At 69.2% G+C, this 24,002-nt stretch carries 21 protein-coding genes and 1 pseudogene; 7 read left to right on the top strand and 15 right to left on the bottom strand.

The genetic code is table 11. The features are described from left to right. Window positions 1–38: 38 nt before the first annotated feature. Window positions 39–593, bottom strand: coding sequence for a transposase family protein (locus JHY01_RS06080; RefSeq protein WP_374199501.1), 555 nt, complete (start codon window positions 591–593; stop codon window positions 39–41). A 429-nt stretch (window positions 594–1,022) separates the two neighbouring features. On the opposite strand from JHY01_RS06080, the gene JHY01_RS06075 reads away from it, so the two are divergent. Together JHY01_RS06075 and JHY01_RS06070 are read left to right on the top strand one after the other, a co-directional pair. Continuing rightward, a complete protein-coding gene (locus JHY01_RS06075) occupies window positions 1,023–1,655 on the top strand; it encodes a hypothetical protein (RefSeq protein ID WP_205324719.1) in 633 nt (210 codons plus the stop codon). A gap of 118 nt (window positions 1,656–1,773) precedes the next feature. Continuing rightward, window positions 1,774–2,385: a hypothetical protein gene (locus JHY01_RS06070; protein WP_205324718.1), complete on the top strand. Its 612-nt coding sequence runs from the start codon at window positions 1,774–1,776 to the stop codon at window positions 2,383–2,385. A gap of 273 nt (window positions 2,386–2,658) precedes the next feature. Here JHY01_RS06070 and JHY01_RS06065 read toward each other — a convergent pair. Together JHY01_RS06065 and JHY01_RS06060 are read right to left on the bottom strand one after the other, a co-directional pair. Continuing rightward, window positions 2,659–3,480, bottom strand: a pseudogene (locus tag JHY01_RS06065) (IS5 family transposase). Between the two features lie 92 nt (window positions 3,481–3,572). Beyond that, window positions 3,573–5,075, bottom strand: coding sequence for a cellulase family glycosylhydrolase (locus JHY01_RS06060; RefSeq protein WP_205324717.1), 1,503 nt, complete (start codon window positions 5,073–5,075; stop codon window positions 3,573–3,575). A 192-nt stretch (window positions 5,076–5,267) separates the two neighbouring features. On the opposite strand from JHY01_RS06060, the gene JHY01_RS06055 reads away from it, so the two are divergent. Then, on the top strand, window positions 5,268–6,539 hold the full coding sequence (locus JHY01_RS06055) for an ROK family transcriptional regulator (RefSeq protein ID WP_205324716.1): 1,272 nt from the start codon (window positions 5,268–5,270) through the stop codon (window positions 6,537–6,539). 421 nt (window positions 6,540–6,960) lie between these two features. After that, window positions 6,961–8,679, top strand: coding sequence for a VCBS repeat-containing protein (locus tag JHY01_RS06050; protein WP_205324715.1), 1,719 nt, complete (start codon window positions 6,961–6,963; stop codon window positions 8,677–8,679). A 325-nt stretch (window positions 8,680–9,004) separates the two neighbouring features. Here JHY01_RS06050 and JHY01_RS27615 read toward each other — a convergent pair whose 3' ends face one another. Both JHY01_RS27615 and JHY01_RS06040 read right to left on the bottom strand, forming a co-directional pair. After that, window positions 9,005–9,679 (bottom strand): response regulator transcription factor, encoded by a 675-nt coding sequence (locus tag JHY01_RS27615; RefSeq protein WP_205324714.1) that lies wholly within the window; start codon window positions 9,677–9,679, stop codon window positions 9,005–9,007. A gap of 386 nt (window positions 9,680–10,065) precedes the next feature. Further along, window positions 10,066–11,286: an MFS transporter gene (locus JHY01_RS06040; RefSeq protein ID WP_205324713.1), complete on the bottom strand. Its 1,221-nt coding sequence runs from the start codon at window positions 11,284–11,286 to the stop codon at window positions 10,066–10,068. 65 nt (window positions 11,287–11,351) lie between these two features. Here JHY01_RS06040 and JHY01_RS06035 point away from each other — a divergent pair, with 65 nt between their 5' ends. Continuing rightward, the gene (locus JHY01_RS06035) at window positions 11,352–11,735 is read left to right on the top strand and encodes a MerR family transcriptional regulator (protein WP_205324712.1); all 384 of its coding nucleotides are present in this window, start codon (window positions 11,352–11,354) and stop codon (window positions 11,733–11,735) included. On the opposite strand, the gene JHY01_RS06030 is transcribed toward JHY01_RS06035, so the two are convergent. The 10 genes from JHY01_RS06030 to JHY01_RS05985 are packed head-to-tail and all read right to left on the bottom strand — an operon-like array spanning window position 11,723 to window position 21,247. Beyond that, the gene (locus JHY01_RS06030) at window positions 11,723–12,607 is read right to left on the bottom strand and encodes a hypothetical protein (RefSeq protein ID WP_205324711.1); all 885 of its coding nucleotides are present in this window, start codon (window positions 12,605–12,607) and stop codon (window positions 11,723–11,725) included. The two genes, JHY01_RS06035 and JHY01_RS06030, sit on opposite strands and share 13 nt — an antisense overlap. A gap of 25 nt (window positions 12,608–12,632) precedes the next feature. After that, window positions 12,633–13,862: a pyridoxal phosphate-dependent aminotransferase gene (locus JHY01_RS06025; RefSeq protein ID WP_205324888.1), complete on the bottom strand. Its 1,230-nt coding sequence runs from the start codon at window positions 13,860–13,862 to the stop codon at window positions 12,633–12,635. A gap of 14 nt (window positions 13,863–13,876) precedes the next feature. Continuing rightward, window positions 13,877–15,496 (bottom strand): AMP-binding protein, encoded by a 1,620-nt coding sequence (locus JHY01_RS06020; RefSeq protein ID WP_205324710.1) that lies wholly within the window; start codon window positions 15,494–15,496, stop codon window positions 13,877–13,879. After that, the gene (locus JHY01_RS06015) at window positions 15,493–16,602 is read right to left on the bottom strand and encodes a Glu/Leu/Phe/Val dehydrogenase (protein ID WP_205324709.1); all 1,110 of its coding nucleotides are present in this window, start codon (window positions 16,600–16,602) and stop codon (window positions 15,493–15,495) included. Before JHY01_RS06015 ends, JHY01_RS06020 begins: the two co-directional genes overlap by 4 nt. A 24-nt stretch (window positions 16,603–16,626) precedes the next feature. Continuing rightward, window positions 16,627–17,187, bottom strand: coding sequence for a type 1 glutamine amidotransferase (locus JHY01_RS06010; RefSeq protein WP_205324708.1), 561 nt, complete (start codon window positions 17,185–17,187; stop codon window positions 16,627–16,629). Between the two features lie 10 nt (window positions 17,188–17,197). Further along, the gene (locus JHY01_RS06005) at window positions 17,198–17,995 is read right to left on the bottom strand and encodes a hypothetical protein (protein WP_205324707.1); all 798 of its coding nucleotides are present in this window, start codon (window positions 17,993–17,995) and stop codon (window positions 17,198–17,200) included. Continuing rightward, the gene (argC, locus tag JHY01_RS06000; RefSeq protein WP_205324706.1) at window positions 17,992–19,050 is read right to left on the bottom strand and encodes an N-acetyl-gamma-glutamyl-phosphate reductase; all 1,059 of its coding nucleotides are present in this window, start codon (window positions 19,048–19,050) and stop codon (window positions 17,992–17,994) included. The genes JHY01_RS06005 and argC overlap by 4 nt, the downstream gene beginning before the upstream one ends. Continuing rightward, a complete protein-coding gene (locus JHY01_RS05995) occupies window positions 19,047–19,898 on the bottom strand; it encodes a RimK family alpha-L-glutamate ligase (RefSeq protein WP_205324705.1) in 852 nt (283 codons plus the stop codon). The genes argC and JHY01_RS05995 overlap by 4 nt, the downstream gene beginning before the upstream one ends. A gap of 20 nt (window positions 19,899–19,918) precedes the next feature. Further along, complete coding sequence (locus JHY01_RS05990) at window positions 19,919–20,104, bottom strand: hypothetical protein (RefSeq protein WP_205324704.1); 186 nt, start codon at window positions 20,102–20,104, stop codon at window positions 19,919–19,921. Window positions 20,105–20,143: 39 nt separating this feature from the next. Continuing rightward, the gene (locus tag JHY01_RS05985; protein ID WP_205324703.1) at window positions 20,144–21,247 is read right to left on the bottom strand and encodes a hypothetical protein; all 1,104 of its coding nucleotides are present in this window, start codon (window positions 21,245–21,247) and stop codon (window positions 20,144–20,146) included. Window positions 21,248–21,605: 358 nt separating this feature from the next. Here JHY01_RS05985 and JHY01_RS05980 point away from each other — a divergent pair, with 358 nt between their 5' ends. Further along, window positions 21,606–22,637, top strand: coding sequence for an acyl-CoA dehydrogenase family protein (locus tag JHY01_RS05980; RefSeq protein WP_205324702.1), 1,032 nt, complete (start codon window positions 21,606–21,608; stop codon window positions 22,635–22,637). Window positions 22,638–22,650: 13 nt separating this feature from the next. Continuing rightward, window positions 22,651–23,871 (top strand): acyl-CoA dehydrogenase family protein, encoded by a 1,221-nt coding sequence (locus JHY01_RS05975; protein ID WP_205324701.1) that lies wholly within the window; start codon window positions 22,651–22,653, stop codon window positions 23,869–23,871. Window positions 23,872–24,002: the final 131 nt, after the last annotated feature.

Here is a 24,002-nt window from a genome sequence, read left to right as displayed (position 1 = left end):
TCTTGTGCGAGATGCACTGAACTTTTTCGAGCAACGGTTCATGTGCGTTGAGTGAGGATGAGGCGGCGGGGTCGCTCGATGCGGTGGAAGGCCAGGCCTGCGCGGGCGATGGTCCCTATCCGCCAGGGGTTGAGCGAGACCTTCTGCAAGCAGCGGAAACGCGTCTTCACGTCGGCGTTGGCCTTCTCGGCCAGGGCGCGTTTGGCGCCGATCAGCCGGTTCCATTCCTTTTGGTCCTCGGTGAGGATGCCTCCCTTGGGAGTCTTGTGCCCCATGACCACGGCCGGGAACGCCCGGAATTTCTCATACCCCAGATCGACCAGGACCAGCAGGTGCTTCCCGATCCAAAACAGGTTCACGCCCTTCGTCGGCCCTTCGACCCGGGCGTGAGTGGTGGGGACGAGGGTGCCGTCCAGGCCGATGTGCCCGTCCCCGGCAGCCCGGGCGGCATCGATCGCCTCGGCCAGGCTCGAGGCGATCGCGGCGAGCACGTCGAGTCCCTCCCACAGATTGTCGTAGGCGGTCGTGCGGCCCAGTGCGTTATCAGCGGCGAGCTGGGCTATGCGCGTGCCGTCGATGAGGAACCGGAGCACGAAGACCGCCTGCGACCAGGGGGTGAGCCGCCGGGTGCGTTTGCGGGTTCCGATGCGGTGGCGGTGAGCGGTTAGGCGGTGGGCGAACCAAGTCGCATGCGGCGCGGTCGACAGGCAGGAAGGCGGTGTATGCGACACCCAACGAAACGAACCCTCTTGTGGCAGAACTGTTGTCGTATCAGTTCCAGTCTCTCCCAGGAGGTTTCGTTGTCTCCCAACCAGTCATGCGCACACAGCGTGCCTGCCGTCTTGCCTGAGGTCGATCGGGGCGCCCGCAAGGGCCGCAGGAGTGAGACGTCGTTGCGGCCCTGGTGATCTTGGGAGGTTTCTGATAAGAAGATTCTCGAGGTTGCGCCATCGTCATGCTTCGGAGCATGTGCGCCGCATATCACTCAGTGACGAGACTTGCCAAGGGATCGGTGTCGAACGATGAACGCGAAAGCGGCACAACGGCCGCAGAAGATGCCCGGAAAGACCGTGATCGGATTGGCGGCGCTGTGGGTGGTCACTGCCTACCTGCTTTTCGCCAGCGCGATCGTGTGGATAGACGTCGCCGACCACGGCGGTCTGGGTGAGTTCGACGAGATGCTGGTCCCGATAGTCCTGGGGATCATGACGCTTCTGAACCTGGTCCCTGCCGTCGGAATTCACCTGCGACGGGGTTGGGCGCGGAAGACCGCCATCGTCGTCGGGGTCGTGGGCATCGGCGTGGCCCTCATCAGTCTCGGGGCCAGCCCCCTGGGGAGCCTGATGCAGATCCTCGTCTCCGTGCTCGTCATCGCCATGATCGCCTCGGTGCGGACCGAGGAGTGGTGCGACCGTTTACGCCCTCGGGCACCGCTTAATCCTCATCCGAGTAGGAATTTGTGGACGCTCTCGGTGAACATGGTTGCCGCACCCTCTCTGAGAGGATCGAACGCCTCCGCAGGTCGGATGCTTGCAGACCTCCGGGCTGCACCACGGGTTGTGTGCCAGAGCCCGAGTTTCAGGACCACCCCGCCTAGGCGATTGATTCGTGAGCTTCCGTTCCGCCCCGTTGCATTGCCGTGGGTACCGGCCTGATCTGTCCTCTAGCGTTAATCAGTATGCGGACGGTCTCGGAAGGGTTGGGGCGTTGCATACAGTGGATGTCCGGATCTGATCGGTGTCGTCCCACGATGCTTGAGCTTTGGAGGATGCATTGACCATCGAAGCCGTCCAGCTGAGAACAATGATCATCGGGCTCGCCGGTAGCCTGGTGCTGATGCTTTCCGTCACGGGATGCAAGTCGGCGGGGCCTTCAGATGTCTCGGAGTCGGCCTCCCCTACCGCTGAAGTGACGTCGAACGTGTTCGAACCGGCGGAGTTCTGTGCTGACCCGCAACCGGCGGAGGCGGCCCCGGCGTACAGCACGGACACGGCCAATCAGACCAGGCTGGTGATCAGCGGCGAGGAGGTTTTCCCCTCCGACTACCCGGACGACTGGGCCAACGAGGTGCCCGCGCTCGTCGGATGCGTGCGCAGCGGAGCCCGCGAGCACGTCCAAGACTGCGGTGATTACGCCGAACGGATCGCGCCGGGCACGAACGGCTATCCAGTGGAGGTGATCCTCTACCGCCGTTCCTTCGAGCTGACCTTGTACAAGGTACGGACGGCTGAGCCGATCGAGGAAGCGATTTTCGAAGTTGATCCTGAATGCCCGGAGTCGGTCGAGGTGTCCGACGAACTCGAGACCGAGCACCAGATCACCGAGGACCCGGAAAGCCAGGACGTGTACGTCCATATAGAGGACTACGTCTTCCCCGCCTCCTGACTCGACCCTGAGACCACTCACCACCTGCGACCGCTGATCATCGAGCGACCCCGCCGCCTCATCCTCATTCAACGTACATGACCCGTTGCCCGAATGGACTCACTCATCTCACGCGAGATCCCTTGACCATGTTTGCCGGGATTGCCTGGTACTCAGAGGGATCCGATCAAGGGCATGAAGTCCTGGTTGATGTTCTCGGGAGCGCCGGCCGTGAGTTGGGTGGGAAGCCTTGCTCAACCTGATTGGCGCTCTTAGCGAGCGTTTAGTTCTGGTTCAGGTCGCGGTGTCGGTTTCGTTGGGTGGTCGCCAGGACGCCGCTGACTGTCCTGTGAGGCGTTTGCTCATCAGGTCGATCATGGTCCATTGGATTTGTGTCACGGCTCGTTCGGGCAGGGTCTCGTAGTGGCGGACGAGCCGTCGGTGCTGCATGAACCAGCCGAAGGTTCTGCTCGACCGCCCATCGAACGGTGGGCTGGAATCCCTTGACCCCGCCCGGTTTTTGGGTCACGGTCACGTCGATGCCGACCGCTTCGCCGCGCTCGATGACGCTTCGCTGGTACCCGTTGTCGACCAGCAGCTCGGCCACGCTCGGATGCGAGGCGGCGATCTGGTCGACCAGGGCGCGGCCTCCGGCGGTGTCGGAGACGGACGCGGCGGTAACGATCACGGCCAGGACCAGGCCGAGGAAGTCGGTGACAATGTGGCGTTTGCGGCCCTTGATCTTCTTGCCCGCGTCGATGCCCTGGTCAGTCTCGGGGACGTTGGCGTGGGGCCGGGGTGAGCGGCGCGCCTGGAGGCGGCGCTTGACGCGCAGTGCTTCGTGGAGGCGGGCGGTGAGGCCCTCCTTTTCCCAAGCGGCGTAATAGGAGTAGACGGTCTGCCAGGCCGGGAAGTCGTGGGGCAGGTACCGCCACTGGACGCCGGTGCGGTTGACGTAGGGGATCGCGTCGGTGATGCGGCGCAGGTCGTGCACGGGGCGTTGATCCCGATGCTCCGTTCGGCCCGTTCGGCCCGCCAGGCTGCGACGATCGGTTCGATCAGCGCCCAGCGGTCATCGGAGAGATCACTGGGATAAGCAGCGCGTTCACCTGTCATATCAAGCAAGACGAGCGAGCCTCGCATGAGACTCGCTCGTCAACCCCGATTCACCGAATCGGTACCAAACGCTCTCTAAGCGTCTCGTCGGGTCACAGGTAGGGGCTCTGGGTGAGCAGGTGGCTCCGGTAGCCTTCGCCGACACCGGGCTCCGGAGTGCCGGCCCAGTCCTTGATGAGGACGGCGCCGCTGGTGCAGCCCCACGGGTTCCAGGTCCACGCCAGGTAGCCCATACCATTCGCGTCGGCCCAGTCCACCAGCCCCTGCATGTAGTCGAACCCGCAGTCGTCCTGGCCGAACTCGCCGAGCACGACCGGCACCTCCTGCATCAGCGGGGCAATCTCACCGTCCCAACAGGACTCGGTCACGCACCGGTTGAAGCTGTACGAATGCCAGGACGCGGCGATGTTGTTCAGCGGGTCATTCGGCATGTAGGCCAGCCACTCCCGCATGTCGTTGGTCCACTCAAGCCCGCTGACCATGAGGATGTTCGTGGCACCGGTGTCGCGGACCGCGTCGACGAGGTCCTGCATACCGGCCACCTCGTAGCCGATGCCGGCGCAGGTGCCGCCGTCGCGCAGGCACTGCCAGCCCAACGTCTTGTCCCAGTCGCTGGCCATGTCCGGGTACGGTTCGTTGAACAGGTCGAAGACGACGGCGTCGTTGCCCTTGAAGGTGTCGGCGACGCCGGCCCAGAACTGCGGGGCGTACTGCGCGTCGGGCATCGGCTTCTGGCAGGTGGCGTGCACATCGGTGCAATGCCAGCCCGGTCCTGTGGTGTAGGCGCCCCAGGTCCAGTGCAGGTCGAGGATGACGTTGAGGCCGTTGGCGACCAGGAGATCGACGTAGTCCTTGATGCCTTCCTGGTAGGCGGCGCCGCTGGGTGAGCCGTTGAGGCCGAGCCAGCACTCCTCGTTGAGCGGGAGGCGCACGGCGTGGATGTTCCAGGCCTTCATGGCGTCGACGGACGCCTGGTCGACCGGGCCGGAGTCGAACAGGCCCTTGCCCTGCACGCACGCGAACTCAGCGGAGGACCGGGACACACCCAGCAGCCGGTACGGCTCGCCGTCCTCGGTGACGATCTGGTTGCCGGAGACGTTGAGCTGCGGCGCCGGACCGTCCGGCGGGGAGGTGGTCGGGTCCTCGCTGGGGGTGGTGGTCGGGCCCCCGGTAGGTGTCGTCGAGCCGGTGCAGGGCGTGCCGTTGAGCGCGAAGGACGCCGGTTCGGGGTTGGCGTCGAGCCAAGTACCGACGAACCCGATCGAGGTGGAGGCGTCGGTGTCCAGTGACCCGTTCCAGCTCATGCTGGCGGCGGAGACGCTGGCGCCGGATTGGGTCCAGTCGGCGCTCCAGCCCTGGGTGACCTGCTGGCCGGTGTTCGGGAAGTCGAAGGTCAATGTCCAGTCGGACATCGCGTCGCCGAGGTTGGTGACGTCCAAGTTGGCGCGGAACCCGCCCGGCCACTCGCTCTGCACGGTATAGGTGACCGCGCAGCCCGAGGTGGCCGCCGAGGCGGGAAGGGTCGCCGTTGCCAAGCCACCCAGTACCAGTGCGCCGACGGCGCCGGCGACCAACAGTGTCTGACGATGTCGCATCTAAGCTCCTTGATTCTCGTGAGGGTGTATGGGAGCGCTTCCGTTTTCACCTTAGTTAGGCACCCGAATAAAGTCAAGCATTTATATAGATCTATGCTTGGATTATCGTGCAGCCGATCGGGCGAAACGGGCGAAAAGGCAGGCAGCCGGGTAAGTAAGGCGGCCTGGCGAAGTACAGCGAAGGAGGCACACGTGGCGCTCAGCCCGACGTGGACGAACAGATCGAGGACCAGGGGTCTGATCCTGGACGCCATCCGTGCGGCCCGCACGATCAGCCGGGTGGAGCTCGCGGCGGCGACGGGTCTTACCGGCGCCACGATTTCCGAGCTCGTGCGGGAGCTCATCGACGGCGGATTGGTCGTCGAGGCCGGCCGAGGTGCGCCGACCGGCGGCAAGCCGCGCACGCTGGTGCAGCTCGACCCCCGGGCCCGCTACAGCGTCGGAGTCCAGATGGAGCGCAACGCCTGCGTCATCGTCATCGTCGACTTGGCCGGCCGGCCGGTGGCCCGAACTTCGTTCCAGGGTGTGGCGTCGATGCCGCCGGACCAGGCACTGCCGATGATCGCCTCGCAGGTGGACGCCCTGCTGGCCACGGCTGCCGTCGACCGCGACCGGGTGCTGGGGGTCGGGCTGGTCAGCTACGGCCCGCAGGACCGCCGCGCGGGGGTGCTGTTGAGCCCGCAGCCCTCCGAGCCATGGCTCGAATACCCGGTCGCGGAGCGACTCGCGCAGAGCCTCGGCCTGCCCGTGCTGCTCGACAACGACGCCGCGGCCGCCGCGATCGGCGAATACTGGATGGGCGCGGTCGACCGACGAAGCACCTACGGCTGCATCTACATGGCCAGCGGGATCGGCGGCGGGATCGTGGTCGCCGGCGAGGTATACCGAGGCAGCTCCTCCAACAGCGTAGAACTCGGCCATATGTCGATCGACGTCAACGGCGACCAGTGCCCGTGCGGCAACGTCGGCTGCCTGGAGAACTACGCCGGCCCGTCAGCCCTGGTCCGGCAGGCCGCGGCCACGCCCGCGCTGGCCGATCGACTGGTGCCCGACCCCGACACCGCCGACTTCCTCTCCGAGTTCGCGAGGATCGCGGCTGCAGCCAACGCCGGCGATCCGGCCGCCCGTGACCTCATCGAGCGATCGGCCCGCTACCTCGGTGCCGCCGCCGTCACCATGACCATCCTCTTCGATGTGGACGCGATCGTCCTGGCCGGTCCGAGCTTCGCGGTGGCGGGTTCTATCTACCAGACCGTGATCCAGGAGGAAGTGGACCGCCGCACCGTCACCTGGCGGACACACCCGGTGCGGGTGATGCCGTCGGTCAACGGCCCCGACGCAGCAGCGATCGGCGCCGCGGCCCTCGTGCTGCAAAGCGAGCTGACCCATGGCCGGACTCGGACTGAGGAGGGGAGGGGTGCCGGCAGCCACGCCCGACCGGTGGTCGCGGTCGCGGGTGATTAGGGGCGCAGATTCCTCGAGCCCCGGTACCAGCCAATTGAACGCACCACGAGGTGGTATGGATCGATCCCATACCCGCCACTCACTGCGCTTCAAAACTGCGTTACAGGTCACCGTAAGTGAGAACACCGATCCACCTACCTCGACGCGAGGCGAATGAGATTCTTCGCGCTCGCCGAGGCGTTTGACGCTTCGGATGCTGATGCCGTATTCGGTGGCGAGGTGTTGCTGGCTGGTGCCGGCGTTGAAGGCGGCGATGAGCGCGCACGGAATTCTGGACAGAACCGGCGCCGGAAATCCGCTCGATCGTTCCGCCCTGGGAGATAGTGGATCGTATGCAACCGACTTCACTGTCTGCGCATGTCGCCAATGGTGGTGCCGACGCAGACCTTTCCTCCCTGCCGGATATTCGCGGAACCTTCGTATGAACGACGCCTCCCGCAAACAGTTCTGCTTGCGTCCTGTCAGGCGCTCGGCCGTGTGGATCGCCGCCGCCTTGACCGCGGCGCTCCTGTCCGTTCCCGCCGCGCAAGCCCAGATCGACGACTGCCCGTCGTGGCGGCAGTGCCTCGCGTCCTTCGACTACGACAACGACGGCCACCAGGACCTGCTGGCCGTGCGCAAGTCCGACGGGAACCTGCTGTTCTACGCGGGCAGGGGCGACGGCACCTACCAGAGGGGCATCTCGCGCGGTGCGGACTGGGGCAGGATGGACATCGTCATGGCCGGCGACCTCACCGGTGACGGGAACTCCGATCTGCTCGGTCGCGACAACCGGACCGGATACCTCTACACGTACCCTGGCGACGGCGGAGGCGACTTCAGCCCCCGCATCACCGTAGGCTCGGGCTGGAACAGCATCAGCCTCTTCACCTCGGGGAGCGACTTCAACTACGACGGCAGGATCGACATCTACGCCGTCGGCAGGGCCGACGGGAAGCTCTACCTCTACCGGGGGCTCGGGAACGGGAGGTTCGCCGCCCGCGACCTGTTCGACGATACCCATAGAGGCTGGAGCACCGTCAATACGCTGACCACCCTCGGTATCCTCGACCCGCAGGGCGGCTGGGTCGATGTGACGGCCCTGGACGGGCAATACGGCTTGTACGGCGTTTACAGCACGGGCACGGATTTCTTCCAGGACGATCCCGAGGCGTGGCTGCGGTTCTGGCCGGATGCAGCCGAGGACCGGTACCGCCAGGTCTCCGGCGTCGGCGACGTCGACGGCGACAGTGTCGTCGACCTGGCCGGAATCGATTCGCGCACCAACGAGCTGGTGCTCAACTCCTTCAACGAAAACGGCTCGGCACTGCACGCGCCCGAGGTCGTCGCCGCCACCTGGGGCGGGGTGAACCGCCTGCCTTCCACCGTCACCGACCGCACGTACGACTTCGATGCCGACAGTTTCGCCGACGTCGTCGCGCGCAATGCCGTCACCGGGGAGGTGCGGATCTTCGAGGGCGACGGCATGGGCACCTGGGGCCGCGGTGCCTCGCGGGGGGACTTCTCCGACATGAACCTGATGGAGACAGCCGGTGACTTCAACGGCGACGGCTTCTCTGACCTCATCACCCGAACCAGCGCCTCGGGCGCGCTGTACCTCTACCCCGGCGTCGGCGTCGGCGGCCTCGGCACCCGTGTGCAGATCGGTACCGGCTGGAACTCGATGAGCGCCATCGTCTCCGGACAAGACTTCAACGTCGACGGCAAGGTCGACGTCGTCGCCCGCGAGAAGTCCACCGGGGACCTGTGGCTCTACCCGGGCGACGGGAACGGCGCCCTGCGCCCGCGCGTGAAGATCGGATCGGGTTGGAACACGCTGAGGGAGATCACGGCCGTCGGCGACCTCGACCACAACGGACACCCCGACATCCTCGCCATCCACCGCTCCGACGGCTGCCTGTACTTCTTCAGCGGCAAGGGCACAGGCGGGGTGAAGAACCCGGTGAAGGTCGGCTGCGGCTGGGAGGGGATGGACGCGCTCGCCGCGGTCGGAGACATGAACCTCGACAACCACATCGACTTCATCTCACGCCGCAAGTCCGACGGGGTGCTGCTGCTTTACCGGGGCACCGGCGCGGTGTCCTTCCGCCCGGCCGTCGCCCTTGACAGCGGCTGGAACGGCAACGACCTCATCGCCTAGAGCGATGAGGTCCGGCTCCGAACGGGCGGAATCCAGGAGCGGGTGCGACTTTGAACAGCTCATTGTGGCGGCGGCGACGGTCGCGACCGCACTCCAGCGTGTCAGGCGCATCAGTGGTCAGATCGCGCATGGCATCGAGTCCCCGGCCCGGCTCGGCCGCCACCGCTGGGTGATCGAGCGCGGTTCGAAGGCCACCCGCTCGCCGCCCGTGTTCCCCAACCTCTCAGCGCAATACCGTCGACATGCACTGACTCGAATGGGCCTGACCCGCGGAGAGGCTCTTCTCGACATGGCGTTGCCGGGCCCACCCCCGGCTCGCCTTCGCTCAGGACGCCGGTGAGGTTGCCAGGTTCGATCGATAGCGTCCCATACGGTACCCGACGCCGCGCACCGTCAGGATCCACTCGTTCGACCCGAGTTTGCGCCTGAGGCTGCGCACATGGGTGTCGATCGTCCGGCTGGAGACCGGCCAGTTGGTTTCCCAGACCTTCGCCATGAGCTCCTTGCGCGTCACCACGCTGTCGGGTTGCGTAGCGAGCAGATGGAGCAGGTCGAACTCCTTGGCCGTGATCGGGACCGCCTCGCCGTCAAGGAGCACAGTTCGCGAACTTGAATCGATGTACAAGGGCGGCAGGACGATCACCTGATGATCGGCGGGCTTGGGGGCTGACCGCCGCAGCACCGCCTCGATGCGGGCGACGAACTCCCGTCGGCCGATCGACTTGCCGATGCAGTCGTCCGCACCCGACTGGAGCGCCAGGACCCGGTCGAGTTCGGTGTCGCGGTTGGAAAGGGCGATGATCGGGGTGGCGCTGGCGGCCCTGATCTCACGGCAGACCTCGAGCCCGTCTATGTCCGGGAGTTCGAGGTCCAGCAGCACCAGGTCCGCGCGCCCGTGGAGGAGCAGCGCTTCGGATCCGGTGTTCACGATGTCCACTGTGTATCCCATACGGCGCAGGTCCAGCACGCTGGAACCGGCCTCCGCTGGGTCTTCGACCACGAATACAAGCACTGTGAAGCTCCCTTACTGCGGGGGTTGGAGCGAACGGCCCGAATGGACCCCGTCGTCGTTGGCGGGGAGCTTGCGGGCCACAGGGGGAAGGGCAGAGCCGATGTGAGTGTGGAGTTGTCGCGATTACGTTGCGGTGCAAAGGGTTCTGACACTGGAGAGCTGACTCAGTCCATGATAGACCATCATCGTCGCTCTCGGTCACCGAGAGAATTATAAACGTGACCACGGTTCGCAATAGGATGAAGATAACTAGGATGCACATGCTGTGATATTTCTCATATTTGCGACTAACGATCATGAACTGGTTGAACACACGCAATGATCCCGGACCGGCGTCGCAATCGCGACGCCGATCCGGGGACCGCACCGGGCCGCTAGGCGGGGCCCTCGATGCCGGGACGCTTGGCCGGGAAGGCGTGCGCACGGGCGCCGATCACGACCAGCACCACCGGGACCATGAGCAGGACCACCCCCCAGGGGAACGACTCGGGGCCGAACATGCTCAGCATGAGGCCGCCGACGGCGCCGCCGCCGGCCATGAACGAGTTCCAGGTGGTCACCAGGAGCGCCTGCCCGCGGTCGCCGCCCGCGTCCGTGACCGCCGTCTGCAGCAGCGTGGTCACGCCGCCCCAGCCCAGGCCCCATAGGACGATCGCGAGGTACAGCATGAACGGGTCTCCGGCGAGCACCGTGAGCATCCCGGCCGCGACCAGGAACAGGCCCGAGCTGAGGATCGTGAGGAGCCGCAGTCGCTGGTCCACCAGCGCCCCGGTCACGAAGATGCTCACCACCGAGGCGATGCCGAAGACCAGCAGCACCAGGTCCCGTTGGGCGTCCATGCCGTTCGCGTCGAGAAACGTGGCGATGTAGGTGTAAAGGATGTTGTGGGCCAGCACGTACGCGGCCACGGTGAACAGCACCGCGACGACGCCGGGGAGCTTGAGCGCCCCGAGGATCGGCTCGCCCTTCTCGCCCCGCGGCTGGCCCGGGAACTCCGGCACCGAGGCTCGGACCCAGATCATGAGGAGCGCCGAGATCAGTGCGACCAGGCCGAACGTGAGTCGCCAGCCGAAGATCTCGCCGAGGAAGGTGCCCAAGGGGATGCCGAGCGACAGTGCCAGCGGCACGCCTGCCATGGTCATGGCGATCGCCCGCCCTTGGAGGCGCGGCGGGGCGAGCCTGCGTGCGTAGCCGACGAGCCCGGCCCACACCACCGCCGCCGCCACGCCGGCGAAGAGCCGGAAGGTCATGGTCAGCAGATAGGAGTCTGAGACCGCGGTGACGACGTTGGCGACCGCGAACGTCAGGATGGCGGTGAGCAGCAGTCGCCGCCGGGGCCAGGACGCCGTCCCCGCCACCACCGGGATGGCCGAGAGGCCGGTGGCGATGGCGTAGATGGTGAGGGTCTGCCCGGCCGCCGACTCGCTCACCGAGAGGCTCGCGGCCATCTCGGGGAGGACTCCGGCCGGCAGCGCCTCGGTGAGGATTCCCATGAACGCGGCGGTGGTGAGGGCCAGCAACGGCAAGAGCGGCAGTCGGTCCCGTTCTGGTGACTTCGCCGGATCGGGAATACGATCGGTGTGCGTTGTCGTCATGTCTAATACCTTCCAACCGTCACATTGATGTGAGGGTCAAGTCGTGGTCGAGTGAGGTGCGTCATATGCGAATCGGATCGCTGTCGGAGCGGACCGGCATTCCCCGCCGGATGCTGCGGTATTACGAGGAGACCGGGATGCTCATCCCCGACCGTTCCCCGAACGGCTATCGGGAGTACGACGAGCAGAGCGTGGACCGGGCGCTCCAGATCCGGGGCCTGCTCGACGCCGGGATGCCGACGCGGGTCATCAAGCAGGTCCTCCCGTGCCTGAAGCAGCCCGGGATCATCCACATCCTGGGGGCGACCCCGGAGACGCTCGGCATCCTGGAGCACGAGCGCGACAGCATGTCGGACCGGATCGAGACCCTGACGCGCAGCCGCGACGCCATCTCCCGGTACATCGACACGGTCCGGCGGGCGAGGGCGCCGGAGCCTCAGGAGGCCTGACCGAACCGGACCGGGTTGGCCAGCTCGACCCCGTGGGTCGCCACGTCGATGACGATCCGGTCGCCGTCCTCCATGCGGAAGCCGTCGTGGTAGGTGGCCTTGTCGGCCCCGAGCATCAGGTAGTTCACCAGGCCGGGCCGGCGCAGCATCGGGAACGAGAAGACGTGGTCGGCCATCGACTCGACCTTGTGGAACAGCGAGTCCGCACCGCACGAGAACGGGCCCTCCCAGGCCTTCGCGCCGTCGCGCTCGATGACGACGGTGCCCTTGGCGGTCGTCGGAGGCGGCTCCAGGAACAGCCACGGGCTGATCGAGGTCTCGGCGAGCTTCGCGTACGGGGTCCACGCCCAGGGCTTCTCCAGGTGGACGCCGATGTCGTTGAAGTCGTTCCCGAACGTGTAGCCGGCGTAGTGCGGGGCGCCCGCGTCGTCGCCGACGTACACCAGCACCACCTCGGGCTCCTCGATCATCCAGCCCGGGTCGGCCGGGGCGGTGATCGGCTCGCCCGGCATGCGCAGCCAGGAGCCGGAGCCCTTCATGTAGTAGTTCGGCGGCACGAACGGCTCGTCGGGGGCCGGGTCGTTGTCGAATTTGGACCGGTGGGTGCCCATGAAGCCGTTGACGATCGACCCGTCGGGGCCCTGCGGCAGCAGCGGCGGCAGGAATCGCAGCTCGGGGTCGTCGGCCGGGACTTCGATCACGGTGTCCACGGCCGCGACGGCATCGGCGAGGGCCGCGGAGCCGTTCGTGACGAGCTCGGCGCGCAGCCGCCCCTCCGCGACCGGGTGCAGCGTCAGGGGTTGCCCGGGCCGGGGGATCCCCAGGCCGGCGTACCGGCGGCCCCGGTACTCACATTCGAACACAATGGACATGATTTGCTCCTTCTGGGTGGACGGTTCAGCGGGTGAGGTCGGCGAGTGCCCGTTCAAGGTGGTCGAGGGACCGGGCGATCCAGGGCAGCTGCAGCGGATCGTCCGAGTCGAGCGCGGCGGCGCGTTCGGCGTGGGTCGCCCCGTAGAGGCGGCCGGTGGCGGTCCTGATCCGCAGGGACGATCCGGGTTCGCCGAAGGCCTCGCCGGGCAGGACGGCCACGCCGTGCCGCTCGGCGAGGAAGTCGGCGATCCCCTGCCCGTTCTCGATGCCCTTGCGCCGCAGCCGGTCGCGCAGGGGCGAGAAGTCGGGGTAGAGATAGCAGGTGGCGGTGACGGGAGCGAGCGCCGCGCCGGTCGTCGCGATGCGCTCGGCCACCGCGCGCGCCGTCGTGCCGTGGAGGCGCACAGCGGCCGCCACGTGCGCGCCGATGATCGGCGGCTCCCGGAGGGCCAGCGCCGCGGCGGCCTGGACCGGGGCGGCGGTGGTGGACCAGATCTGGCTGGCGATGGCGGTGAACCGCTCGCGCAGCCGTTCGTCGGGCAGGCGCGCCACGCCCAGCCGCCAGCCGCCGAGCGCGAGGTGCTTGGTGAGGCCGGTGGTGACGATGGTCCGCTCGGGGGCGGAATCGGCGGGGGAGGGCGGCCGGAGGGCCGGGTCGAAGACGAGGTCGCGGTAGATCTCGTCGGCGATGACGACCAGGTCGAGGTCCCGGGCCGCTTCGGTGAGGCGGCGCATCGTCGCGGGCGTCGCGACGGTTCCGGTCGGGTTGTCCGGCACGGTGACCACTACCGACCGGGGGTCCCGGCCCGAGGCCCGCGCGCGGGCCACCGCCTCGGCCAGCCGCTCCGGGTCGGGCACGCCGCCCTGGCCCGGGATGATCGGCACGCCGACGGCTTCGGCCCCGGCGAGCCTCGCCTGCTGCACGTAGCTGACCCAGCTGGGCACCGGCACGACCACGTCGCCGCCGATCGCGAGCATGGCGGCGAACAGCAGTGGCTTGCTGCCGGGACCGCACACGACGAGGTCGGGGTCGGCCGGGACGCCGCGGCGGTGCCAGTAGCCCGCCGCGGCGTCTCTCAGCGCGGGGTCGCCTGCGACGGGGCCGTAGGCGGTGCGCCCGACGGCCGCGGCGAGTGCCGTTTCGAGGAGCGGCGGCACCGGCAGGCCGATCTCGCCGCTGGCGAGGGACAGGACCCGCTCGCCCCCTCGCCGCCGCCGTTCCAGGGCCTCATCGGCGGCGAGGGTCGCGGACATCGCGACGGGCGCGGTCACGGCGTCTCCTGGAGGGTGAGGTAGCACTTGCGGAGCGCGGTCTTGCGGACCTTGCCGGTGAGCGTTTTGGGCAGGGCCGCAAGGACTTCCAGACGGTCGGGGAGGAACCGCGGGTCGGCGCCGCGTTCGGTCAGGTGGGCGCGAACCGATGCCAGCTCAGGCGCGACTCCGTCCCGCGGCACGGCGGCGAGCAGGATCGACGCGGTGCCGGGCGCGCCGACGAGCGCGGCCTCGGCCACGTGCGGGTGCCGGGCGGCGAGCGCTTCCAGTTCGGCCACCGGGGCGACCTCGCCGTCGCGCACGATCGCGTCGCCGGCGCGGCCGAGGATGCGGATGCCGCCGCGACCGTCCACTCGCGCCACGTCGCCGGTGTCGAACCAGCCGTCGCCGTCGATCTGGGCGTCGAAGGCGTCCTGGTTCCCGAAGTAGCCCAAGGCCCTCGACGCGCCGCGCACCCGCAGCCGGCCGGTCGCGGCGTCGCCGTCGATGCGCAGCTCCATGGCGTCGATGGGCCGCCCGTGGCTGTGCGCGGCCCAGTCGGGGTCGTAGCAGGGCCGGCTGACGGTGATCGGCCCGAACTCGGACATGCCCCACAGCGAGGCGGTGCGGGTGCCGAAGGTGGTGCGCAGCTCCGCTTCGAGCTCGGGTACCACGGGCGACGCCCCGACCACGCTGTGGCGCAGCGAGGTCGTGTCGTGCGGGGTGGAGCGCTGCGCGGCGGCGATGGCCGTGTGGGTCGGCGGCGGGCCGTAGAGGAGCGTCGCGCGGTGGCGTTCGATCAGGCCGAGCATCCCGGCGGGGTCCGCGCCGTCCTGGAAGAGGACGGTGCCGCCGAGCATGACGCCGGTGAGAATCCCCTGGGCGAACCCGGAGTAGTGGACGAGCGGGTTCGTCACGGCCGCGACCAGGCCGTCGTCGAGCATGAGCGCGTCCGCGTAGCCACGTATGCCCGCATAGACCGTGTTCTGGCTGTGCACGACCCCTTTCGGCAGGCCCGTGGTGCCGGAGGTGAACAGGACCACGAACGGATCGTCGGGGCCGAGCGCGGTCGCGTCCCGGTCGGTGCGCGCCCCGGTCCTTCCAGTGAAATGGCGGTGGAAGTCGATGCCGCCCTGCGGGAGCGGGCCGTCGATGACGACGATCCGCTCCAGCGGCAGCTCGTCCCGCAGTGCGCACATCTGAGCCGCGAGCGGTCGCCCGCGCCATGCGGCGACGGTGACGCACAGCCGCGCCTCGGTGAGGGCCAGGCGGTGGCGCAGGTCCTCGCCCTCGCATTCGGGTGCGATCGGGCAGAGGATCGCGCCGACCGCCATGCAGGCGAACATGAGCGGGACCGCCTCCCAGCGGTTCGGCAATTGCGCGGCGACCACGTCCCCGGGGCGCACCCCCAGTTCGATGAGCCCGTCCGCGAAGCGGTCGGCCAGCCGTTCCAGATCTGCGTAGTCGAGGAGGTCGGTGCGGGCCCCGTCGAGGCGACGACCGGCGATCGCGGTCTTGCGGGGCCGCTCGATCGCCTGGCGGCGCAGGTCGTCGAGGAACGTGGTCTCACGCCACCACCCGCGCCGCCGGTACTGCACAGAAGTGTCCTCAATGGACATAGGTGTCGCGACGGTCATCGCAGTTCCTTCAGCCGCACGTCGAGCAGTTCCGACAGGGCGTCGGCCGGCTGGGCGGCCGCGATCGCCAGCAGCGACTGCGTGTTGATCCGCACCTTGTTCGCCACCCAGTCGAAGACCCACGCCTTCCGCTGGGCGGCGGGCAGTTCGAACGGCACGACCCGCGTGACCGCGAGCGCCGCCGAGGCGGCGCCGCCGATGTTCGCGATGACCCCCGGCACCAGGGCCACGCCCGCGGCGGCGGCCTTCTCCTTGGCCTCGCCGCTGGAGGCGAGGTTCGCGCCCTCGACCACCAGTGGGACCCGCAGCCGGTGCGCGTTCTCGGCGTTGAGCGCGTACGGCTGCGCGGCGAGGACCAGCACGTCGGCGTCGACGTCGAGCCAGGCCTCCGGGCCCTCCATGCGCTTGACGTGCGCGGGCAGGCGCGAGCGGTCGATGCGCCCGAACTCGTCGGTGGCGGCGACGACGTCGTCCACGGGGATCTTCGGCGCGCTGAGCGTCCCGTCGATGTCGGCGATGCCGGTGACGACGTGCCCGCGCGCGTCGAGGAACCGGGCGACGGCGCGGCCGACCGCGCCGAAGCCCTGCACGACGACGCGGGCAGGACCGGACCGTCCGCCGGCCTCCAAGGCCGCGACGACGGCCGTGCCGACCCCGTGGCCGGTGGCGTCGATGAGCGGTTCGTAGTAGGTGCGCCAGTCCATCGGCATGTCGGCCGCACCGAGGCGGTACCGCGGGTCGTAGCCGGCCTCCTCGAAGAAGACGGCCCGGTCGGCCGGGGTGACGCCCATGTCGATGCCGAGGTGGACGCCGCCGTGCAACAGAGGCTTTACGGTGCGCCCGAAAGTGCGGAAGACCTGCTCCCGGTCGCCGCCGCTCGCGACGATGCCGGCCTTCGCGCCGCCGATGCGCAGGCCGGCGAGCGCGAACTTGTGGGTCATGTCGCGCGCCAGGCCTGCGACCTCGGCCTCGGTGACGTCGGCGGTCATGCGGGTGCCGCCCATCGCCAGGCCGTCGACCAGCGAGTCGACGACCACCCAGCCTTCGATGTCGCCGCCGGAGCCGTTGAGGTGCGCGGTGAGCGCGGGCTTGCTGTCGTGGATCATGGTGCTGCCTTTCGTTTGGGGCGGTCAGAAGCGGTCGGCGAAGCCGCGGAGGATCTCCAGGCCGTCGGGGCGGAACTCCAGGTGCGCCTGGGAGCCGAGGATCCGGCCGTCGTCGGAGGAGAGGAACTCCACGGGCGCCTGGTCGGAGCGCCCGATGGTCCGGAAGCCCTCCGGCGCTTCCTGGAGGTAGAGCGTGTGACGGTGGAACACGGTCACAGTGGACTCGACGTGGGCGAACAGCGGTTCGTCCTTGTCGACGTGGGCCTTGTGGCCGCCCACGCGCTGCGGGCCCTCGGCCAGACGGCCACCGGCCGCGGCGGCGATGAGCTGCATGCCGCCGCAGATGCCGAGGACCGGCACGTCGGCGCCCATCACCAGGTCGGTGAGCGGCCGGTAGAACTCGGTGTCGTAGGCTCGCACCTTGGTGCCGCTCAGCACGATCGCCTCATATCGACCGCTCACTGTGGATGGTACGTCGGCCACCGGGACCGCATGGGCCTCGGCGCCCAGCGTCTCGAAGCGGGCGCGGAGCTGTGGTAGGGACAGGGTGCCGTTGTTCACGACGAGCACGCGGGGTCGCCCCATGGGATCCTCCTCAATCAGGGTTGATGACGGTGCCGGTGCGCCCGGCGAGCAGGTCGGTGACGGAGCCGGTGCCGATGACGACCCGGCCCACCCCGCCCTCCAGCGCCTCACCGGCCGCTCTGAGCTTCTTGCGCATGCCGCCGGTGGCGCCGGCGTCGCGGAACGAGGCCGCCGCCCGCGCGGCGATCTGGACGACCGGTTGCCCGTCGATGAGCAGGTGGGCCACGTCGGTGACGAGCACCAGTTCGGCCGCGCCGAGCGCCGCGGCGGCGGCCGCGGCCGCCCGGTCGGCGTCCGTGTTCACCTCCTGCCCGACGTTGTTGCGGGCCAACGGGGTCACCAGCCGCGCCATGCCGGGTCGCAGGTCCTTCAGGAGGGTCGGGTCGGCCCCGGTTACCGGACCGACCAGGTTCGCCATCTCCACGAGCTGCTTCTCGCGCCACCACCAGCGCTCGCCCGGTCCGGCGTGGAGCAGCCCGTCGCTGCCGAGGATCCGGTCCGCGGCGATGCCCCGCTCGCGCAAGCGGTCGCAGATCCCGTCCCCGATACCGCGGCTCACCGCCTTGACGTCCTCGATGACCTCCGGTGTGGTCCAGCGGCTCTGGTTCCCGTAGCGGTCGCGCAGCACCGCGGCCGGGTCCCGGTGGCGGGCGTGGAACCGCCGCAGCGGCTTCGACCAGCCGTGCACCAGCACCAGCGGCCGCCGGCGCCCGTGCTCGGCCAGGTCGTCCCACCACGCGTCCGGCAGCTCCTCCAAGCAGGACCCGCCCACTTTGACGACCAGCGCCGTCGCCTCCGCCCCGCTCATGCCGGCATCACCGGGTGCATGGTCAGCCCGGTCTCCTCCGGCAGGCCGAACCGGTGGTTCAGTGCCTGCACCGCTTGGCCCGCAGCGCCTTTGACGAGGTTGTCGAGCGCGGCCAGGACGACGATCCGCCCGCCCTCCTCGTCGTGGACCACCGTGACGTCGCAGTAGTTCGAGCCGAGCACGGCCTGCGGGTCCGGCATCGGCAGCAGCGTCTCGCGATGCCGCCGCACCCGCACGAACCGTCGTCCCTTGTAGAACCGCAGGTAGGCCCGCTGCAGCTCCCGCTCGGTCACCTCCGCCTCGGTGAACGCGTACGCGCTCACCAGGAGCCCGCGCACGTGCCCGACGCCGTACGCCGACATGGCGATCCGTCCGAGCACGCCCGGCTTGGCCCGCTCGAAGAAGTCGCCCACCTCGGCCGCGTGTCGGTGCCCGGCCGGCGCGTACGGCGCGATCGCGCCGCTGCGGAACGGGTGCAGATCGGGCACCCGCAGGTTCAGACCGCCGCCGCTGGACCCGCTCTTGCCGTCCACCACAACGCGATCGAGTTCGAGGCCGAGCCCCATGACGAGCGGCGCGAGTCCCAGCGTCATCGCCGTGGCGAAGCAGCCGGGCAGCGAGATGAGCGAAGCGCCCTGCATCGCATCGCCCACCAGCTCCGGCACGCCGTACACGAACCGGTCGGTGAGCTCCGTGCCGCGATGCACGTCCGGATACCACCGGTCGTGCAGCTCGGGACGGCGGATGCGGAAGGCCCCGCTGAGGTCGATGACCGAAGGCACCGTGTCGGCCAGGTCGGCCGCCAGCACCGCCGACACCGGTGCCGGAGTCGCGAGGAACATGACGTCGACCCGGTCGGCCACCTCGGGCGTGACCGGCTCCAGGACCAGTCCGTCGAGGTCGATGCGCAGGCCCGGATGCAGTTCGGAGGGCCGCTTTCCGGCGTTCGAGGCCCCGCCCAGGAACGTCAGCTCCAGGTCGGGGTGCTGGGTGACGAGCCTGATCAGCTCGCCGCCCGCGAGGCCGGAGGCGCCCGCGATGCCCACGCGGATCATGACAGCTCCTCCCGCAGGTGGTTGACGATCGCCCGCGGCACGTCCACACCGGTCGACTCGGCCACCGCCCTGAACGCGGGCGCGTGGTTGACCTCGTTGACGATGAGGTCGCCGCCCGAGCGGAACAGGTCGATGCCGTAGACGCCGGGGCCGAGCACGTCGACCACGTCGTCGACGATCTTCGCGAGCGCGGGGTCGCGCGGCAGCGCCCGCGTCTGGTTGCCCAGCGCGGCGTTGCTGCGCCAGTCCCCGCCCGCGCTGGCGAACTCGGCGGCGGCGACGATCTCGCGGCCGACGACGAAGCACCGGATCGAGGTGCCGCCGTCGAGGAACGGCTCCACGAGCATGGCCTGCTCGAAGCCGTGCCCGAGGTCTTCGACGTAGTCGTAGACGGACTGGGCGGTGTCGGCGGTGCGGACGAGGGTGACGCGTTTGCCCATGCCGCCGTAAATCGGTTTGAGCACGAACGGCGGTGGGATCTGGCCGAGGGCGAGTTCGAAGTCGCGGCGGGACAGGACGAGCCGGTGGTCGGCGGCGGGGATGCCGGCCCGGTGCATCTCGGTGCGCAGTTCGAGTTTGTTCTCGCAGGCGCGGATGGCTTTGGCGGCGTTGCAGACGCGGACGCCCGCGGCTTCGGCAGCGGTGGCGATGAGGCCCCCGCGGGTGTAGCTGCGGCTGCGGACGAGTACGGCGTCGTAGGCGGCGAGCGCGGGCGCGCCCTCGGCCCCCAGACACAGTGACTCGTCGTTGACCCAGGTCAGTTCGAGGTTCGCGTCGGGGGCGGCCGCGATCAGTTGGCGTTCTTCCCAACTGACGCGGTCGGCCACGACGGCGACGCGGAGGTTCACGGCAGGTCCCCTCACGCCGCTCACTGGCCCCAGTCGCGGAGCGCGACTTCGACCATGCGCAGGTGCATGCGGCCGTCCTCGACGGCCTCGACCCGGAGGGTCAGCATGCATTCGGGGCAGGACAGGGTCTCGCCCTCGCCCATCGGGGGGACGGTCAGGTCGGTCTCGCACTCGGGGCAGGTGCCCGTCAGGGTGGCAGCGGTCATGGTCACTCCAAAGTGGTGTTGATGGATGGTTCGGCGGGTTCAGCCGGGGAAGTCGACGGCGGCCTTGCGGATCGCGTCGCGGTCGAGGACCGGCCCGCCCTGCGCCGCCTGGCGCTCGGCGAGCCAGGCGGTGAAGTCCGCGACGTCGACCGAATCGGCCAGTTCGTCGAGCGCCCAGCGGACCAGGGCGGTGGTGAGGCGGGTGCGGACGCGGAGTCGGCGCTCGTTGCCGACCAGCTCGGCCGGCAGCGTTTCGTATGCCGCCGGGTTCTGGAGCTGGCCGGGCAGTTCGTACGCGAACGCGTGCGGGGCGGTCGGACCGGACTGGAACGCGTCCCCGAGGCCGGAGCCCCGCAGAGCGATCTGCGCGAGCCGGGTGAGGTGGCGCAGGTCGAAGCGCTCGTCGCCGTGGACGATCCGCAGCGCCATGAGCAGTTCGGCCAGGGGGGCGTTGCCGCCGCGCTCGCCGATGCCGCCCACGGTGGCCGAGACCCACCGGGCCCCGGCCCGGACGGCCGCGAGCGAGTTCGCCACGGCCATGCCCAGCATGTTGTGCGAATGGATCTCGATCTCGGAGCCGTCGATCGCGGTGAGCTCGGCGATCTTGGCCTCCATCTGCCAGGGCGTCAGGTAGGCGACGGTCTCGGCCAGGCGGAACCGGTCCGCGCCGGCCGCGAAGCCCGCGGCGACGTAGGGGACGAGCCGCTCGGTCGGGGTGCGAGCCCCGTCCTCGCCGCTGAAGGTGACGTGGAAGCCGCGGTCCTTCGCCTCGCCGATCGCGGCCTTCGCCAGGGTCTGGAGGAACTTCGGGCTCGGCGAGCCGAGTTTGATGGCCGCGTGCTCCTCCGAGGTGGGGATGGAGTACATGACGTGGTGGACGCCGAGGGCGGCGGCCTCGTCGAGAGCCTGCTTGACCTGCTGCCGGTCGCGGACGACCACCAGGGTCATGGCGCGCTCGGAGCCGACCGCCGCGTGGACGGCCTCGATCAAGTGGGCGTCCTTCGAACCCGGCCCGGACACCATGCCGACCTCGACCAGCTCGATGCCGGTCCTCACCAGCAACTCGGCGATCGAGGTCGCATCGGCGGGACTGAATTCGACGCCCGCCATATGCGCGGAATCGCGCAGAGTGGCGTCGGACAAATGCGGTACATCAATACGGGAATGCGTGGCGGAATCATTTTCCGGCATTGCCTTCCCTCCTATTCGCTGCAAATCGAAGGGGGTTGAAACGACGTGCAGAGCCTAACCGGATACCTTGTGAGAACACCACTATCGCCAGGTCATGAGCGTGTAAGGAACCTGCGATGGTATGTAAGGGAATGTGATGCAATGTCAATCTTCGGCTTTGCTTCATGAAACCGTACCGCAATGCTTCCTCCCCGTTGTCCTTCGGGCTAATATCGTTTCCATTCCGGCAATCACCTCGGCACCGCCGTTTTCCACCATCGCTTCTCGACGTCCGGTGCCGACTCCTATCGAAATGGAGTTGACTGATCCGATGGCAATTCCGATCATCACCGCACCGACCGACGCCGCCACTCGGCTCGCCGGCCCGCTCGTGCCCCTCGACCTCGGCGGCGGCGGCCTGTCCGCCGCCGAGACCTGCGAACTCCTCGAAGCATTCGGTGAAGGCTCCCGCGACCCCGGCCTGGGCCTCGCCGCCGTCGCCCACGCCGTCCTCGCCACCGTCCCCATGCGCGCCTTCGGCACTCCCGACCAGCGGCGGCACTACCTGCCCCGCATGGCCTCCGGCGAGTGGACCGGCGCCGTCTCACTCCTCCAGACCCAAGGCGCGTCCCTCGCCCCCACCGTCAACGCCCAACGGGCCGAGAAAAACTGGATCCTCGACGGCACGGTCGACCTCGTCGCCGGCGCCCCCGCCGCCCACCACTTCCTCGTCATCGCGGCCGACCCCGACGGAGAGCGCACCGCCTTCCTCGTCGACCGCGACACCCCCGGCCTCCAGGTCGAACCGACCGGGTCCGGCGCCATGCCGTCCTGCCTCTGGGGCCGCCTCACCGTCGACTCCTGCCGCCTCGGCGATGACGCCGTCCTCGGCACCCCGCGCGCGGCCGCCCGCGAGGTCGAACCCCTCCTGGCCGCCCTCGACTGGGTCTTCACCTGCGCCCCTTGGATAGGCGTGATGCGAGCACTCCTCGGCGACGCCGTCGCCGACGCCCGCGACCGGCACCGCTTCGGCCGCCCGCTCGCCCACTCCCAGTCCGTGCGCCTCGACCTGGCGGACATGGCCGTCCAATGCGAACTCGCCGCCGGGATGCTCCACCGCGCCGCCGCCGAATTCGACGTCGGCACCCGCTCCGGGGCCAGGCCCTCCTACGAGCACGCCGCCACAACCCGGCTCTTCACGGCCGCCGCCGTCCGCTCCGTCACCGCCGCCGCGGCGCACCTGCACAGCGCCGACGGCCTCGCCGAACGCGCCCACCGCGACGCCGCGTTCTTCGCCGCCACCGGCGGCGGCGGCGAAGTCCTGCGCGCCGTCGTCGCCGCCTCCGTCCTCGAACTCGGCTGAAACAGGAGAGACCATGCTCCGCATCGACCACCCCCGCACCGCACACCCCGGCATCGCGGCCCGCGCCGCCGACACCGACACCACCGGCCACATCCCGGCCCAGAACTGGAAGGAGCTCGCCGACGCCGGTTACGGCGCCCTGTTCCACTCCGATGAGGACGGCGGCAGCGGCGCCGACAGCGACGCCCAGGTCGCCGCGATGGAAGCCCTCGCCCGCGACTGCCCCAGCACCTACTGGTCCGCCACCGTCTCATCCCTTCTGTGCGCCAAGCTCATCGCGACCTACGGCGACAGCACCCACCGGCCCCTGCTCCACGCCCTCATCTCCGGCCGCCGCCTCGCGGCCTTCGGCGTCGTCGAGACCGCCGCCGGCAGCGACGCCGGCACCTACCAGACCACCGTCCGGCCCGCCAGCCCGCCCGGCTCTGCCGGCCCCGCCGGCACCGGGTTCACCATCACCGGCGAGAAATCCCGCATCACCAACGCCCCCAACGCGGACCTCGCCGTCGTCCTGGCCCGCCGCGAACGCGCCGCCGGCGACGACGGGCCCGACTGGTGCCTGGCCTTCGTCGACCTGCACCAGCCCGGCGTCCACCGCTACGCGATCCCGCACATGGGCCTGCGCGGCATGCCCTGGGGCGGACTCGTCTTCACCGACGCACTCGTCGCCGAGGCCGACGTCATCCCCGTCCCGCTCGACGAACTCTCAGAGGGGATGACCTGGGGCTGGCTGCTCGTTTCCGTCGCCGCGATCGGCATCGCCGAATCGGCGCTGGCCGCTTCGGTGGCGCACGCCGGATCGCGGGTCTCCTTCGGAAGGCCCTTGGCGCACATGGAAGGCGTCCAAGCGCAGATCGCCCTGTCGCGGGCCGAGATCGACGCCGCCCGCCTCCTTGCCCGCCGTGCGGCGGCCGAGCGCACGGCCGGCCGGCCGGCGCGGAGCCTCATCGCCATGCTGAAGATATACGCCACGGAAATGGCGGTGGGTGTCACTGAACGCGCCGTCCAGATTCATGGCGCCACCGGCGTCACCGCAGGCCACGAGGTCGAACGTCTCTACCGGGACGCCCAGATGAACGTCATCGGAGCCTTCGCCTCGAATCGCCTGCGCGAACTGGTGGCCGAAAACCTGGGCCTTGGCCCCGCGGTCTACGCCCCCTTCGACTGGGTCCGCTCGACAGGCCTGGCCCAAGACCCAGTGGGCCTCAATGGCCCCAGCCTGGAAGGCACGTAGTTTCGCATGGAGAAGACCCGCCGCCGACCGCCTCCACGCCGGTCGGCGGCGGGTCTTCTCCATGCGAGGTGGGCCCGCGACCGTCCGCCGAGACACGGCAGACCCCACGCGCGTCAACCGAGTCCTGCGAT

The organism is Glycomyces sp. YM15 (assembly GCF_016918015.1).
Classification (GTDB): Bacteria; Actinomycetota; Actinomycetes; order Mycobacteriales; family Micromonosporaceae; genus Glycomyces.
This window is presented reverse-complemented; position numbering and strand designations above follow the sequence as displayed.